Origin of the sequence: Echinicola marina (genome assembly GCF_020463795.1) — a bacterium.
In the GTDB taxonomy this organism is placed as follows: Bacteria; Bacteroidota; Bacteroidia; order Cytophagales; family Cyclobacteriaceae; genus Echinicola; species Echinicola marina.
Map to the genome: position 1 here is coordinate 343,095 of NZ_CP080025.1, position 17,420 is coordinate 360,514.

A 17,420-nucleotide genomic window follows, 5' to 3' on the forward strand; every position below is an offset into this window, starting at 1 on the left:
AATTAATTAACAAAAGTTTTCACGATAATTTAAGCAATTACAAGCCATATTGCTACTTTACAAACAAACTTTGACGTAAAAAGCGACATATATCTCATGATTACACTTTTTCCACAAATACCATTATATTTACCATTAAACTATCTTTTTATACTAAGAATGAAAAAAACTTTTGCCCGAGCATGCTTTTATATCGTAAGAACATACTTATCCATCGATCATGCATTGGAAAACGAAAATCCAAAATAAATCTATGGCTTACCTAATCCTCATTCAAAGTATCCTGGATGAGAGTACGTGTTCTTGAAATAAAAAGACAAACCAAAAATCATCGACAAAAAATTCTATTAGAAAAAAATAAGAGTACAATCCTTTATGGCTAAGAAAAAGCAAGAGCAGGAAGTGGCCCTGGAAAAGAAGCTGTGGAAGACCGCAGATAAACTGAGAAATAACATCGATGCTGCTGAGTACAAGCATGTGGTGCTGGGGCTGATCTTTTTAAAATACATATCCGATGCCTTTGATGAACTGTATGAAAAGCTTAAGAATGGCGAAGGAGAATATGTGGGAGCAGATCCAGAAGATAAAGATGAATATGGAGCTGAAAATGTGTTCTTCGTCCCAGAGAAAGCAAGATGGTCCTATATACAGTCACAGGCAAAGTTGCCAAATATCGGTAAGCTGATCGATGATGCCATGGATATGATCGAGGCCGATAACAATACCCTCAAAGGGATTTTGCCCAAAGTGTACGGTCGTCAGAATCTTGGTAGTGCCACAGTTGGCGAATTGATCGATACCATTGGTACGATTGCCTTGGGAGACCATAAGGCTAAAAGCCAGGATGTACTGGGACGGGTGTACGAATACTTCTTGGGCCAGTTTGCTCTTGCTGAAGGCCAAAAAGGTGGACAGTTCTATACTCCTGAAAGCATAGTAAAGTTATTGGTAGAAATGCTCGAACCGTATAAAGGAAGGGTGTACGATCCATGTTGTGGAAGTGGAGGAATGTTTGTACAGTCAGAAAAATTTATTGAAAACCATCAGGGACGTTTGGATGATATTTCGGTGTACGGACAGGAAAGTAACCAGACCACTTACCGTCTATGTAGGATGAATCTGGCGATACGTGGTATAGATGGTTCCAATATCAAGTGGAATACGGAAGGTTCCTTCCTGAACAATGCCCATAAGGACTTAAAGGCTGATTATATTATTGCCAATCCTCCCTTTAATGTGAGTGATTGGAGCGGGGAGTTATTAAGGGATGATGCCCGGTGGCAATATGGTGTACCTCCGACAGGGAATGCCAATTTTGGCTGGGTGCAACACTTCTTGTACCACCTTAAGCCGGATGGTGGCCATGCTGGCTTTGTCTTGGCAAACGGTTCCCTAAGTTCCAATACTGGTGGAGAGGGATTGATCCGTCAAAAACTGGTGGAGAATGATTTAGTGGAATGTATTGTGATGCTGCCCAAGGCCTTGTTCTTTAATACGGGAATTCCTGCCTGCTTGTGGTTTTTGCGCAGAGGAAAGAAAAAACGCAATGGTGAATTACTCTTTATCGATGCCTCCGACCTGGGCTATATGATAGACCGCAAAAACAGAACCTTTGCAGCAGAGGACATTGCAAAAGTAGCCGACACTTACCACAATTGGTTGTCTGTCAGTTCGAGCGGAGTCGAGAACCAAGGCAAGTCCAAAGTGTATGAAGACATCAAAGGTTTCTGCAAATCAGCTACCATCGAGGATATCAAAAAACACAAATTCGTACTTACACCAGGTCGCTATGTAGGCATTCCCGATGAAGAAGATGATGGTATTCCTTTTCAGGAAAAAGTTGATGCCATTACTGAAAAGTTGCGGACACAAATGCAAACTGCTCAGGAGCTGGACCAGGAAATTAAAAAGCAGATGGCTAAAATTGGTATTGAGTTATGAGTGAGTGGAAGGAAGTAACCATAGGTGAAATTGCAGAGGTGAAAACAGGACCGTTTGGAAGTGCATTATTGAATGAACAATATATTCAAGGAGGAACCCCGGTTATTACAGTAGAGCACATAAAAGATTTCCGGATTTCTCAATTGGATTATCCCTCTGTAACTGATGAAGATAAAGATAGATTATCAAGCTACACCTTAGAAGAAGGAGATATTGTTTTCTCTAGAGTTGGGTCTGTAGATCTTAGTGCAATTGCATTGAAAGAAAATATTGGTTGGCTATTTTCAAGTAGAATGCTTAGGGTTAGACCAGATCGGAAATTAATTGATCCTTTGTATTTGTCTTACTATCTAAGACTCTATGGAGTTAGAAAGTATATAAACAACATCGCTGTGGGTTCAACCATGCCTTCTATCAATACTCAGATATTAAAAAGTATTCCAGTAATTCATTGCGAGCTATCAGAACAAAAAGAAATAGCTAAAGCACTTTCTAGCCTCGACCAAAAAATCACGCTACTCCAGGAGCAAAACCAAACCTTGGAGGAACTTGCGCAGACACTGTTTAAGCGGTGGTTTGTGGAGTTTGAGTTTCCCATCTCCGAAGAACAAGCTGCTGCCATGGGCAATCCTGACTTAGTAGGCCAGCCCTACAAAAGCTCTAGCGGAAAAATGACAGCAAGTGAACTTGGAGAGATTCCAGAGGGGTGGACGTTATCTACTATCGGAGAAAATGTTGAAACATTGGGAGGCGGTACCCCCTCTACTCAGGAGCCAGCTTACTGGGAAAACGGCGAGATTTTTTGGTATTCGCCTACAGACCTAACAAAGTCAAATAGTATGTTCTCGAATAGTTCAAGCAAGAAAATTTCTGAGTTAGGACTTCAGAAAAGTTCAGCAAAGTTATTTCCAGCTTATTCAATTTTGATGACAAGTAGGGCTACTGTGGGTGAAATCACAATAAACACATCTGAAGCATGTACTAATCAAGGTTTTATAACACTTATTCCAAATGAGAAGATTTCCCTATTCTTTCTATATGATTGGCTAAAAACGAAATTAAGCACAGTTCATAATCTAGCATCAGGAAGCACCTTTCCTGAGATTAGTAAAACAGACTTCAGGAATATGGAAGTATTGATTGGAACAAGTCAGATTCATCAACACTTTGATGAATCGATGAAGCCAATTTTTAAATCAATTGAGAATAATACAAATGAAATTCAATCCCTCACCGAATTAAGAGATACGTTATTGCCAAAGTTGATGAGTGGGGAGTTGAGACCGAATATTATATAAAACCTTATCATATGAAAATTTTTGGTAACAATGGAGATAGAATTGATTATCTCGAAGAGGAAAGATTAAAAATTTGGGAGCGAATTACTGAATTGGAAAAAGATCTTAAAGCCAAATCGTCTGATTCTGAAAAAGAGGCAAAAGAACATTCTAAAAAGGCAGCATTATTTAGAAATAGGGCTGAATCAAGATTAAAAGAAGCGACGGATTTTCTTTCGGATATAGAAAAAGAGGTTGAATTGATTGCTGGCCTAGGAAAAAGTACTGAAGAAAAGGTTAAGGAAATAGACGATTTATTGCTCACAATAAAGAATGCTGAGTCAAGCTTAAGCAACCTTGAAGAACTCCAAGAAAAATTCCCAAATATTGACGATCATCTTAATAATCTTGAAACTCTATCTGAATCGATTACTGATTATCATTCAAAATCCCAGGCCTCGCTAAACAACATTAACAAGCGTAAGAAAGAAGTAGATGAAATATATTTCGAAATATTTGGGTACGATCAAGAAAATGATGAAACAGGTGAGACACAGCATATAGGAGGGGTTAAGGAAGAACTTGAGGAAGCCTATTCCCAATTAATTGAAGATATTGATCAGGGCAAAAAGGATTTAGAAAAACTTAATAGTTCTTACAAAGAGAATTATAAAGATTTTGAGAAGGAATACCACAAGAAGTATACTCAGATAACAGAAGAAATAGCGGGTCTTTTGCCTAATGCTCTAACTGCTGGACTAAGTTCTGCATTTTCATCTAAAAAAACTGATGAGGTTATGTCAGCCAAGTGGCATCGAATTACTTTTTTTTCTGGAATAGGATTAATGATATTGGTTAGTATGATACCTGCAGCTGTTAGTTATTATTATATTACTTTGGATGTGCCACTAGACGAAGTAATATTGAAATTGCCCAGAGTTGTCTTAGCGATACTTCCTATATATATACCAATATTGTGGTTAGCTTATTCTTCAAATAAAAAACTAAACCTATCTAAAAGGCTAATAGAGGAATACTCTCATAAGGAGGTGTTAAGTAGAACCTATGAAGGTCTAACCAAACAAATAGCCAACATGGGGGATAAGGATAATTCAGAAGAGTTGAGATTTAGATTATTGGCAAACTTTTTACAAGTTACTTCCGAAAATCCTGGTAAGTTAATTTCAAACTATGAAGCTTCAGATCATCCTTTGATGGAAGCTCTCGAACAAAGTTATAAATTTCAACTTGTAATAGATAAACTTGAAGGTATACCTGGAATGGGTAAGATAGCAGCTATTTTGGATAAAAAGAAGCAGAAGAAATTTGAAGAAAAGGAAAAAATAATTAATGAGGCTTGGAAGGTAAATGTGGAGGAGCCAGAAGATGAAAACTAATTATACCTAGGTTTAAAGGGGGCGGTATGGAGGTAGAATTGATAAGCGAGATCAATTGGAAAAGTATTTTTAAAGCTTAAATGTTATGACCAAAATAACTGAAAACGACATAGAGTTATGGGCCATTGAGGAATTGGAGAACCTTGGATGGAACTATATCCATGGTGCTTTAATTGCTCCAGATGGTGAGCAGCCCGAACGAAATACTTTTGGAGATATAATCCTCAGAGAAAGATTGAAGGAGGGAATTTCTCGTAATAATCCTACTATTCCCTATGAGGCACAGCAAGAAGCTTTAAAAGTAGTGGAGCGGATCGTGTCTCCGGAATTGATGGTCAATAACCAGTCCTTTCATGAACTGCTTACAGAAGGTGTCCCCGTTGAGTATCGCAAGGACGGGGTTCAGCGAGGTGATCGGGTTCAGTTGGTCGATTTTAACAATCCCGAACAAAATGATTTTTTGGTAGTTAACCAATTCACCATTATTGAAAACAATAATAATAAACGTCCTGACCTAATCCTTTTCGTTAATGGTCTGCCCTTGGTATTGTTTGAGCTTAAAAATGCCATAGATGAAAATGCTACGTTGCTATCTGCCTATAAGCAAATCCAAACCTATAAAGACACTATTCCCAGCCTTTTTACCTTTAACACTTTTTGTGTATTGTCTGATGGGGCCGATGCCAAGGCAGGTTCTCTTTCTGCTGGTTTTTCTCGATATCTGGCCTGGAAATCCAGTGATGGGGTAAAAGAAGCCTCACTTCTTAATAGTCAGCTAGAGGTTTTGATCAAGGGCTTGATGAATCCTGCTAATCTATTGGATTATATACGTCACTTTATTGTATTTGAGGAAACCAAGCACATTGATAGTTCTGGGATAGCCAACATACAAACCATTAAGAAAGTAGCGGCCTATCACCAGTATTATGCTGTGAACAAAGCCATTGAATCGGTTAAAAAAGCGGCTTCTTCCGATGGTGATCGAAAGGGAGGAGTTGTCTGGCATACCCAGGGAAGTGGAAAGTCCCTTTCAATGGTATTTTTCTCAGGGAAGTTGGTGCTACAGTTGGACAATCCAACCGTCTTGGTTATCACGGACCGAAACGACTTGGACGACCAGTTGTTTGATACTTTTGCATCTTCCAAACAGCTTCTAAGACAAGTTCCAGTACAGGCAGAAAGCCGAGACCATCTCAAAGCACTATTAAAAGTAGCTTCAGGAGGAATTGTTTTTGCCACCATCCAGAAGTTCCAACCAGATGATGGAAGCAATGAGTACAAAGAACTTTCGGCCAGAACCAATATTGTTGTGGTTGCCGATGAAGCTCACCGTACCCAGTATGGTTTTAAACCCAAAAGTATAGAGGTCAAAGATGATAAGGGCAATGTTGTTGGACAGCGCCTAGTGTACGGTTTTGCCAAGTATATGCGTGATGCCTTGCCTAATGCGACCTATTTGGGCTTTACAGGTACTCCGGTTGAATCTACAGACAATAACACTCCTGCAGTATTCGGGAACTATGTAGATATCTATGATATCGCACAAGCTGTGGAGGATGGAGCAACGGTACCGATTTATTATGAAAGTCGTCTAGTAAAGATCAACCTATCAGAAGAGGGTAAACAGCTTATTGAAGACCTGGACAATGAACTGGCCAGTGATGAGCTTTCCGATACACAAAAAGCCAAGGCTAAATGGACCAAGGTAGAAGCCATCATAGGTAGTCCTGAACGTTTGCGTAAAGTAGCAGAGGATCTTGTTTTCCACTATGAAGAACGAAGTAATAGTGGATTGGAAGGTAAAGCAATGATCGTGGCCATGAGCAGGCAAATAGCCGTGGACCTGTACAAAGAGATTATTGCCATACGACCACATTGGCATGATGATGACTTGGATAAAGGAGTCCTAAAAGTAGTAATGACAGCAGCTTCTTCAGATGGTCCTGATATGATGAAACATCATACCTCCAAAGAGCAAAGAAGGGCTTTGGCAGATCGAATGAAGGATACTACCGATCCATTGAAATTGGTTATTGTTCGGGATATGTGGCTTACCGGGTTTGATGCACCAAGCATGCATACCCTGTACATCGACAAGCCCATGAAGGGACATAACCTAATGCAGGCCATTGCCAGGGTGAACCGGGTGTATAAGGACAAACCGGGAGGGCTGGTAGTGGACTACTTTGGAATTGCTTCAGATTTGAAGAAAGCATTGTCTTTTTATTCAGACAGTGGAGGTAAAGGAGATCCTGCAGAAGCTCAGGAGAAGGCAGTGCAGTTGATGTTAGAAAAGTTGGAAGTGGTTTCTCAGATGTTTGAAGAAAAGGCTGAATCAGCCAATGTTAGTTTTCAAATAGCAGCCGAAGATCAGGGGCTTTATGGGAAGCCCTTTGCCTATGAGGATTATATTGATGGCAGCGTAAAAGAAAAGTTGGAAATCATTTTATCAGCGGTGGAGCATGTATTGAGTTTGGAAGATGGGAAAAACCGATTTGTGAGAGAGGTAACTGCCCTGTCCAAAGCTTTTGCCATTGCTTTGCCCCATGAACAAGCCATGGATGCCAAGGATGAAATTGCCTTTTTCCAGGCTGTAAAGGCGAGAATCCAAAAGTTTGATACAGGAACCTCCACAGGTGGTAAATCTGATTATGAAATCGAAACGGCCATCAAACAGGTGGTGGATCAAGCGATAGTTTCTGAGCAGGTAATCGATATCTTTGATGCCGCAGGGATTAAGAAGCCAGAGCTTTCCGTATTGGATGATGGCTTCCTGGAGGAAATGCGGGATATGAAACATAAAAACCTTGCATTGGAGGTATTGAAGAAGTTGTTGAATGATGAAATAAAAGTTAGGGCCAGGCATAATGTGGTTCAAAGCAGGTCTTTGATGGATATGTTGGAATCTTCCATCAAGCGCTATCAGAATAACTTGATCAGTGCTGCCGAGATCATACAGGAGATGATCGAACTGGCCAAGGAAATAAAAGCAGCTGATAATCGAGGGGATAAAATGGGCTTGTCAAAGGATGAGCTGGCTTTTTACGATGCAGTAGCCAATAATAAAAGTGCAAAGGATCTACTTGGTGATGATATATTATTAAAGCTTTCTAGGGTCTTGGTAGAGCGGGTTAAAGCCAATGCCTCCATAGACTGGACAGTAAAGGAATCAGTAAAGAAGAAACTTAAAGTAATAGTAAAAAGAACACTTCGCCAATACGGCTACCCACCTGACTTGCAGAAGCTGGCAACAGATACAGTACTGCAGCAGGCTGAGGCATTGGCGGATTTTTGGAGTAATTAAGTACTAAAAATATGGCATTTGAACCCGAAAAAATCACAAAAGACCACATACTTAAGGCAATTGAAAAAATTAAACAAGAAAAACTTGATTTAAATCCCTCCACGAGATGGAATGTGGTTATTAATGGTCAGAGCTTTCCTCCTAAGGAAATTATGAGGTACGCACACCAAGAAATGAATGGTGAGTTTTTATGGACATATGGTGGAGGAGAAGCCACTAATAAATGGCTAAAGCAATTTGATTTTAAAATTGTTTCTAAGACGGAAAACAATGATCCTGTACTCGGTTTAATTGAACGATATAAGGAGCATGCTCTTAAGTCGAAATTAAAAGATGAACTCTATAAATGGCGATTGGTGAAAGCTTTCCATGGTAGACCTAATCCAGATTCATCTGATTTTACCAATGAATTTTTATCAATCAATTTCGCTAATTTAATTGATGGTCCTCGAGCCCTTGCCTCTGCAAATTTATTGGCAAAGAATCGACCCGATGATTTTTGTGAGGCATTTAAAATTTTGTTCAATGAAGAAAATAAACTTGAGTACAGGCTGTCAAGTTTCGAAAAAAGATGTGAGGCAATACATTCAGAAATAAGTCATTTACCTCATAGACAGGATGAACGAACAATGGCTACCTATTTAGCTTTTTATGATTCTTCCAAATACGCTTTCTATAAAGATTCTTTCTATCAGAAATATTGCAAGTTGATCGGTATCAAACCTGAAAAACGTGGAAAAAAACTAATTCATTATCTTTCTCTGTTGGAGGATTTTGTAGAGAACTACATTTTAGAAGATTCTGAATTACTAAATTTAAAAAAGCAATTATTGACTGATGATTGTTATGAAGATTTGAATCATAAAATTTTTGCACAAGATATTTTGTACTCAACATTGGATCAACAAAAAGGGTTAGGCAGAAACTATTGGAGGGTTGGAACAAGTGATCATAAATCCAATTATTGGGATATTATGCAAGACAATCAATATATTTCAATCGGTTGGAAAGAAATCGGAGATTTAAGAGAAAAGGAGGTAAAAAATAAAAAGGATATAATACAACTTTTAGAAAGCGAAGGCTATTACTTAGACGACAAAAAGGTTGGCAGCAGAAAGGCAGGAGAAATATTAAATTTCTATAATGACATAAAGGATGGGGACATCATTATTGCCCAAGCTGGATCAGATATTTTAGGTATAGGAGAAGTGGTTGATGAATATAACTATGATTCTTCTCAAATATTTTCACATTTCAAGCCTGTGGAATGGAAACTACAATCTCCAAATCTTAAGAACATTGAAGGATTGAGGACAACAGTTTATAAAATTTCTCAACTCGACTTTATAAATAAAATAGATCATCTACTTAAAATAAATAAAAAGGAACAAAAAATGATTAATGAACTCAATCAGATCCTTTTTGGGCCTCCAGGAACCGGAAAAACTTATTATACGCTAAATAAGGCATTAGAGCTTTGTGGCGAAGATTTAAAAGGATTAAGTAGAGCTGATATCAAAGATCGCTTTGAACAATTGGTAGATGAGGGAAGAATTATTTTCACAACCTTTCATCAAAGCATGACTTATGAAGATTTTGTAGAAGGAATTAAACCTATTGAACCCGAAAAGGAAGGTGATCCGGTCGTTTATAGGGTAGAGGAAGGGATTTTTAGAAAGTTATGTATTGAAGCATCTTTTTCACTAGCCAAGGAGGAAGAATCAGTTGCCACTGAAAATGTACTCGATTTCTCATTAGCCTTCGATATTTTTGTCCAAGAAACTGAAGAGAACCTTGCCTCAGGAAAAAGCATTGAATTGGATACCAAAAATGGAGGAAAAGTAATTGTGGATGGTATTTCTCAGCAAGGTAACATCATCATTAAACATCCAGGAAGAGATAATACCTACCCTGTTTCTAAACAGAGGCTTTCAAAACTGCATGCTGCATTTCCAGACTTAGACGATGTAAACAATATAGATCAACAATTTAGGTCGATAATAGGAGGAAGTAACTCTACAGCGAATTGGTCAGTACTAAACGCTATCAGGAATAACACCCCTGTAGCTAAAGAAACTCCAAAGGAGATTAGAAAATACTCTTGGGACGATAAAGTGCAAGTAGTCAAATCTTTGAAAAAAGAAGATTACAAAGGAAAGACAGGGGATCCATATGTACTTATTATTGATGAAATAAATCGAGGAAATGTATCTCAGATTTTCGGGGAGTTAATCACTTTAATTGAAGAAGATAAACGTCTAGGCAATCCAGAGGCTATTCAAGTCCAACTTCCATACAGTAAGGAATGGTTTGGGGTTCCTCCCAATGTTCATATTATTGGAACGATGAACACAGCAGACCGAAGTGTGGAAGCATTAGATACTGCCCTAAGAAGAAGGTTTAGCTTTACCGAAATGCCTCCAAAACCAAAGATAATTAAATCGGAAGGCAAAGCAGTTAACGGTATTATTAACGGAATAGATCTTTCTGATCTTTTAGAAACAATAAACAGACGTATTGAAAAGCTTCTAAACAAAGACCATATGGTTGGTCATAGTTATTTCTTATCCGTCAAGGGGTTGGAAGAATTGAAAGCCGCTTTTCAAAACAAGATTATTCCCTTACTCCAGGAATATTTTTTTGGTGATTACGGGAAAATCGGTTTGGTCATCGGTGCCAATTTTTTTGAAATTGAATACAATCAAATCGAGGATGAGTTCTTCGCTCACTTTGAGGATTATGATTCAGGTTCATTGCTAGAGCGTAAGGTGTATTATCTCAGAAATGTTCAAGATATGGATGATGACACTTTTATTCAGGCCATAAATGTACTGTTAAGAAAAACTAATTAATTGGGAAAGGAGAAATCGAATATCACCGTTTTTGAACATGAATGGCTTCGCACTGATCGTGGGGAACAAAAATTAACCTCTGGTCAGTTTGAGGCTTTGCAGCAATTCTATGGTGAAAATGGAGTGCCTTATTATTCTCTTATACATCATGGGGTAAGGTTCAATGAGTATGTTGGAGTGATTCAGATTGGCAAAACCATAATAGAGGTTCTGCCAAAAGTGGATAAATTAAAAAGTACTGGGGATGAAATTAAATCAACGTGGAGGGGTGTTCTTGTTTCTATGCTTCGTGCTGTGGGTGTATTTGATATTCATGCACCCAGTAGAAGTGACTTACATTTAAGGTCTAATTCAATTCTTGACCTGTATTTTGAGCTATTCATCAAAGAGGTTGAATATCTCCTTCATAGAGGGCTGGTTAAGAAGTACCGAAAAACAGAGGGTAATAGGACCGCTTTGAAAGGTAGTATCCAATTTGCGAAGCATATTAATCAAAACTTGGTGCATCAGGAAAGGTTTTATGTAAAGTATACCACATATGACAAAGAGCATAATATTCATGCTGTTCTTTACAAAGCGCTGAGATTGTTAAGTTATATTAATACCAATGTACAATTGAATAGTCGATTGGGAGCTCTATTATTAGATTTTCCTGAATTGTATGATATTAAAGTAACTGAATCATTATTTGAAAAGATTACTTACGACCGGAAAACTGATCCATACAGGAATGCACTAGGAATAGCCAAACTCATTCTTCTCAATTATCACCCAGATGTAAAAAAGGGGGCAAATAATGTATTGGCATTGATGTTTGATATGAATGTTTTATGGGAGCAGTTTGTATATGTAAGCCTAAGGAAACACAAAGGGAGTTCTACCAGTATAGTGGCACAGAATACTAAGAACTTTTGGAAACCGAATAATGGCTATCATTCTAAAATGAAGCCTGATATTGTTCTTAATAAGGGTATGGAAGATTGTGTTGTGCTAGATACCAAATGGAAAAACTTAAACGGTTATAATCCCTCACCTGAGGACCTCAGGCAGATGTTTGTGTATATGAAGTATTATGGAGCCAAGAAAGTGGCTTTGGTTTATCCAGGGGTAGAAAATCAAAATCAATCTGGTCAATATTATGACCATTCTTCGCATGATTCAAAAGATTTGAGTGAAGAGGAATGTAGTATTATTTCTATTGGGATTGAAAGTGATATAAGAGTGTGGCAGAGAGATATACATGAGTTAATAATCAGTTGGTGCCTTTTTAAAGACTATTAAGCCTTCCACCTGTCCTTTAAACACAAAAAAATAATGGAATTCTTATTTTCATTTATTACACCATGTTATTCTAAATTTCTAGTTAGAATGTAAATCAAATTTAATCAATCCAACTAAAGGCTTTTCCGATAGCGCTAAAGTTTCAGATGATAAAGTGTCATAGGATATATCCATACGATTTTTAAGAGCAATAAAAACTTGACCATAACCATCTTTCCATGACTTCCATTCTCGGATTACAATTTGAATTCTTTCAATTCTAGATAACAAAATTTGAACATCTTCTTCTCTACTCTTTGAAATCTCAACCTGAGCAACTTCTTTTAATTTTAAAAATAAACCCTCATTCCAAACATCTATCCCTACTTCTTTTTTCCCAATACTTTCAAAAAAAACTTTGGAAACATCATCAACTTGATTAGCAAAATCGTTTAATTTAGATTCAGGATTCAAATACTTACGAAGAATTGTAACTCTATGTTCTTCTATACCCATTAATTGAGAGTTATATTCCTTTCTGAGCTTGTCAACCCCATTAGTAAACTTATTATAATGGGTTTTTAACTGTGAATTTGCAACACTTAAATACTCCAGAGGACTAACCATATTATAAAAACTCTTTCTTATTTCATTTTCATCTCCTACTACATTAATAACAAACACGTTCAACAACTTTGTAAATGGAATTTCTCGTAATTTATGGAGATTAATTGTTTTAATTATTAAGGGAAAATCATCTATATGATCTAGTGATTTTAATCCAGCTATAAAACTATCTAGATTCGAAATTTGATCCGAAATAATTGATTTATGTAATTCTACCCACAATGAAACCATATTTCGAATTGAAATCGCCTCATTTCTTGCATTCCTTTTTTTACCAAAGTACGAAAACACATAACCTGCGGCAAAGATTAACAGTGGAGTAAGAACTAAAAATATAGTATCTGGAGTAACTCCCAAAACAAAAATCGGTTCTTCTTTTAGATTTGATATTACAGAAGCAATTTCCTGTAATTCCTTTTTATTATTTAAAACCTTGAGCGCCCAATCAATTGACTCACGATCTGTAAAAATCTTCAAACTGTCAATTCTTTGGGTATAGATATTATTTTCTACGAAAACCGAATCTCTCATATCTTTTTATTTCTTCAAAAAGAAAATCGAATATATTAATAATTAAGTCTAAATTTTAATCCATGTACTTCAAAAACATCCTAGCATTTTCATCCATATCCTTAGGTTTATTGATATAGGCCAAAAAAGTACTCTCCTTAGAATGCCCCGTAATCCCCATTAAAATTGTTGTAGGAACTTTCTTATAATAGTTAGTAGCAAATGACCTGCGACAGGTATGGGAGGTAATTAGCATATGTTTGGGATATTTTCCAAACTCCTTCCTCTTTGTCTCCTTATTATACTTTTTTCCATCAATCAAATCATTCAATTCGGCTGCCTTGGCAATATCCTTAATGTATTCATTGAATTTCGCTTGACTAACCTTATAGGGAAACCCATCTTGTAAAATTCTATTTATCTCCTTAGTTATAGGAACTGAGATGATTTTACCTGTCTTTTGTTGCTTAATATCAAATATCCTACAATCTCCAGCATCCCGAATCATCGCTTCATTAAGGTTCAAGAGGTCCCCTCCTCGTTGACCTATTTCACAGCCTATCAGGAGCCACTTTCTAGCATTTACCAAAGCTCCTCTTTCCAATTTTACCTGCTTAATTTTCTCCAGCTCCTCAACAGTTAACGTAACTATATTTCGATCTTCATTAGATTCAGTAAAAGCCTCAATAATATGAACTTTTGGATTGACTTTTATTCCAATTTTTTCAGCATCAATGGATATACTTTTCAAAAATGCAATGGATTTTCCGGCATGATTCACAGAGTAGTTCTTCTTATTCAACAACCAACCTTTAAATCGCTCTGTAAACACTAAATCAATATCCCTAAACCTGATTGGCTTTTTCGAATATCTCTGAAATTCCTCCACAATCTTTTTAAAAGTTTGGTAGTTTTTTATTGTATTTTCAGATAAGCCCACTCTACTTTTTCCTTTTATCTTCCGGCTAGAAGCATTATTAATAATATAATTTACATGACTGATAAATAAATCTTGATCATCCTCATCCCTGCTCCTATTAAAACAAATATCAATTTGATTATCAAAGAATTCCTTTGAAAGACTCTCTCCTTCAGATTGAGCTTCATTGATCCTATCTGTAAGAAAAGATTCCAAAACCTTTAGCTGTTTAGCTATTTGCTTGTTTGTCTCATCGTTTTGCTTAGGTAGCCCTTTAAACTCACTCCAGTTTTTAGGGTGAATAACAAAGCCCGTTCTACAAAAATAGACTTGCCCTCTTTTGATAGATACGACTACATAAACCGGAACTGCCTTATCTAGCTTACTTCTGATGATAAATTTAATACTTGCCATGAATGAGGAAATATGTATTCATCAAATCTAATAAATTTGCTAAACCATTGCTAAACCAAATCACTATTTTATGCTATTTATTTAAACTTTATACTACCTTCACTCCTATCTAAATCAAGCAAAAAAGCGTCAAAAAATCCCATTTAAAGTTAATTTATGGAAATTCAAATAGCACCCGAATCCATTTGTTATTACTCCGGCCCTGGGTACAAAGCTCTCCTTTTTTTGGAGAGCTTTTTTTTTGAATTCATAATATTCAACTTTTCTACTCCGCTTTTTCTAACCAACGTATTACATTAAGGGACCAAGCCGAAAAGCTAGGGAAAGCAGTCTATTTTAGCTATGATATACGCTATTTATTAACCACAGATGGATAAAGATGAACACGGATATTTATTTTTAATACATCTGTGTGCATCCTTTTACGCAATTGACTATCTAGGCAGGCCAGTGACTTAAACTAGGCTTGATCTGACAAGGGTAGACAAAATTTAAGTTTGAAATTATTCACCCTGACAGACGATATAATTAGACAGAGTCGTACATGATGCATACCGCATCGAATTACAGGGAGAGTCCCTGCGCAGAAAAAGAAAAAGCAATCCCGAAAATCAATAGCTTTAACGCGATGAAAGCTCATCATTCCTAACAAAAAAATCCCTTAAGTCTGGGGGCAATTTGCAGGGCTGGTAGAGGTTCAATTTGATCGCAATAGGCAAATTGGATTAAATAATCATTTGCTCCCATTGCAAAAGTAAGGGAAATTCGGTTTTTTTTATTTTCTTGCACCTTTCATAAAGAGTTGGCTTTTTAAAATAATAATTTTGGCGTTTTTCATCCGATCAACACGATTGAAGGGTTTTGTTTTGGTATTCCTTTTATTGGTACTGATTTCTTCTCAGGTCAAGGCCCAATATTCCAAGTTGCTTCATAAACCACATGTTGAGCAAAAGGAGATATTATCTGATTTATATTATAGTGCCAGTGATGGTGGTTTTCCTTTCAAAGCTTTTGCTGACACAGTAGCAGGGATGCGTGAACTAGCAATAAAAGAAAAAGACCCCAACTTGTTGATGGAAGCAGATCTGTTGGAAGCTTTTTATAAAGTCTTTAATGGATTGGGAACGGTGGATCTCTTGATTCAGGTTCAAAAGGAAAGTAAAGCAAAAGGGTTTCAATACATCGCCAGTAGGGCTGCCAATGCCATCGCTGGAGTCTATTGGGGGGATATGGAATTTCAAAAATCCATTCATTGGCACCTTCTGCTGGATGAGTTGATCAGTAAAATGAGCATTGAGGAATTTCCTGACAAAGCCATCTTCCTACAGCAAATTGGAAATGACTTCTTTTTTTTCGGAGATTATAAAAAGGCAATTTCCTATTTTCGAAGGGTGGCGAAGCTGCCCTTGGATGATTTTTATATCTACGCCTATCGACATTCATTCAATAACCTGGGGCTTTCTTACCGTGAAATTGGCAATTTGGATAGTTCAGATTATTATTTTGAACGCCTGTTGGTGCATGCAGATACCACTTCTGAACAGTGGGTGGGGATAGCCTCCGGAAATAAGGGTTTCAATCATTTCCTCAAAGGGGAATTTGATGCTGCAATTCCCTACTTAGAAACCGACATCCGGATTGCCGAACAATTTGAAGATTTTGGATTAGCAGCGGGTTCATGTATTCCGATTGCTGATATCTACATTCAGCAAGGGGGCCTATCACTGGCAAGAGCTTACATCGATAAAGCAAAAGAATATATTCAACTCACAGGTCAAACTGATCGATATGCAAAGCTATATCCTGTCATGAGCAAATGGGAAGCAGCCATGAATCATCCCCAACTGGCAACTACCTACCTGGATTCTGCCCTTATTTCCCAAAAAAGAGTGAATGAGAAATTCAGTGCCCTCAAGCTGATGCGAGCAAATCAAGAAGTAATGGCCAGCAAAAGGGAAAGGGAAATTCTCAAACTACAAGATGAGGGGGAAAGAAATAAAATGACCCGAAATTTTATTATTGGAGGCTTGATATTATTATTGGTTGTCTTTTTGGTGGTATATCAAATTCAGGATGGACGAAACAAAGCAGAACAAAAGTTGAAGACCGTTGAGCTGGAGCAGACGCATCTGCAATTGGAAAATGCCAGAAGCCAGCTAAAAACCTACCTCAACAAAATCAATGATAATTCTAGAATTATTCAGTCGCTGGAAAAATCACAGCCTACAGCTGTGCAGCAGAAATTACTGGATGAGCTTAAGGAAAGTACGATTTTGACAGAGGTGGACTGGGACTCATTTCAGAAGCAATTCGCCAAAGTCTTTCCTGGTTTGATTGCAGATATGCAAAATAAATACCCTGCTCTTTCACCAGCGGAGCTTCGTTTTTTGCTCCTTACCAAATTGGAAATTCCAAAAGGCCAAATCGCAAATGCCTTGGGGATTTCTCCGGCATCTCTTCGGGTGACCTGGTATAGAATCCGAAAAAAGCTGGATTTACCCAAAGATTTTTCAGCTTCCCAATTTTTTGAAAAGTTCGTTTCTGAATCCTGAAGGCCTGTTTTTTCGTTTGTAACGCTTTTGTAACGCCCCAGAATGTCATTTTTTGGAAGCTTGGAACTATGTTTAAGGCTTTAGTTAAACTTGTTCTCAAATGTCAAAACGCAAATCAATCCTTTGGTGGGTAATTTTACTGTTGGTGGTAGTTGGATTTTTGGTCTACTGTTTTTTTGAGAAAAAGGAAAGAGAGATAGAAGAAAGCATTCAACAATTAGAAAAAACTGATGGTTTCAATTCCGAATAGGTTCTCCAATTTTTTGTTAAAAAATGGAGTTATTCCACACTGGGTTCAGCTTTCAAAAAGCTATTTCATGCGGTTTCCATGGTGTTGCTGTAAAACTACCAAAAGCGCTGATATAGG

General features: G+C 37.3%; 10 protein-coding genes. 8 read left to right on the plus strand and 2 right to left on the minus strand.

Annotation, left to right across the window (positions count from 1 at the left end):
* The first annotated feature begins 375 nt into the window (after positions 1–375).
* The 6 genes from KZP23_RS01680 to KZP23_RS01705 all read left to right on the plus strand — a co-directional run bounded on the left by KZP23_RS01680 (position 376) and on the right by KZP23_RS01705 (position 12,052).
* Positions 376–1,941: a class I SAM-dependent DNA methyltransferase gene (locus KZP23_RS01680; RefSeq protein WP_226334424.1), complete on the plus strand. Its 1,566-nt coding sequence runs from the start codon at positions 376–378 to the stop codon at positions 1,939–1,941.
* Positions 1,938–3,239: a restriction endonuclease subunit S gene (locus tag KZP23_RS01685; protein ID WP_226334425.1), complete on the plus strand. Its 1,302-nt coding sequence runs from the start codon at positions 1,938–1,940 to the stop codon at positions 3,237–3,239. Before KZP23_RS01680 ends, KZP23_RS01685 begins: the two co-directional genes overlap by 4 nt.
* Before the next feature lie 11 nt (positions 3,240–3,250).
* Positions 3,251–4,615 carry a hypothetical protein gene (locus KZP23_RS01690; RefSeq protein WP_226334426.1) on the plus strand — a complete coding sequence of 455 codons (1,365 nt, stop codon included), beginning with the start codon at positions 3,251–3,253 and terminating at the stop codon, positions 4,613–4,615.
* 85 nt (positions 4,616–4,700) lie between these two features.
* Positions 4,701–7,919 carry a type I restriction endonuclease subunit R gene (locus KZP23_RS01695; RefSeq protein WP_226334427.1) on the plus strand — a complete coding sequence of 1,073 codons (3,219 nt, stop codon included), beginning with the start codon at positions 4,701–4,703 and terminating at the stop codon, positions 7,917–7,919.
* 11 nt (positions 7,920–7,930) lie between these two features.
* Complete coding sequence (locus KZP23_RS01700) at positions 7,931–10,771, plus strand: McrB family protein (RefSeq protein WP_226334428.1); 2,841 nt, start codon at positions 7,931–7,933, stop codon at positions 10,769–10,771.
* Entirely contained in the window at positions 10,772–12,052 is a 1,281-nt protein-coding gene (locus KZP23_RS01705) for an McrC family protein (protein ID WP_226334429.1), read from the plus strand.
* A 78-nt stretch (positions 12,053–12,130) separates the two neighbouring features.
* Here the strand turns inward: KZP23_RS01705 and KZP23_RS01710 are convergent, their stop codons facing one another.
* Together KZP23_RS01710 and KZP23_RS01715 are read right to left on the minus strand one after the other, a co-directional pair.
* Positions 12,131–13,189, minus strand: a complete 1,059-nt coding sequence (locus KZP23_RS01710; RefSeq protein WP_226334430.1) for a hypothetical protein — start codon at positions 13,187–13,189, stop codon at positions 12,131–12,133.
* Positions 13,190–13,244: 55 nt separating this feature from the next.
* A complete protein-coding gene (locus tag KZP23_RS01715) occupies positions 13,245–14,501 on the minus strand; it encodes a tyrosine-type recombinase/integrase (protein WP_226334431.1) in 1,257 nt (418 codons plus the stop codon).
* Positions 14,502–15,325: 824 nt separating this feature from the next.
* Here KZP23_RS01715 and KZP23_RS01720 point away from each other — a divergent pair.
* Together KZP23_RS01720 and KZP23_RS01725 are read left to right on the plus strand one after the other, a co-directional pair.
* On the plus strand, positions 15,326–17,053 hold the full coding sequence (locus tag KZP23_RS01720) for a tetratricopeptide repeat protein (RefSeq protein ID WP_226334432.1): 1,728 nt from the start codon (positions 15,326–15,328) through the stop codon (positions 17,051–17,053).
* 100 nt (positions 17,054–17,153) lie between these two features.
* Positions 17,154–17,303, plus strand: a complete 150-nt coding sequence (locus tag KZP23_RS01725; RefSeq protein WP_226334433.1) for a hypothetical protein — start codon at positions 17,154–17,156, stop codon at positions 17,301–17,303.
* Positions 17,304–17,420: the final 117 nt, after the last annotated feature.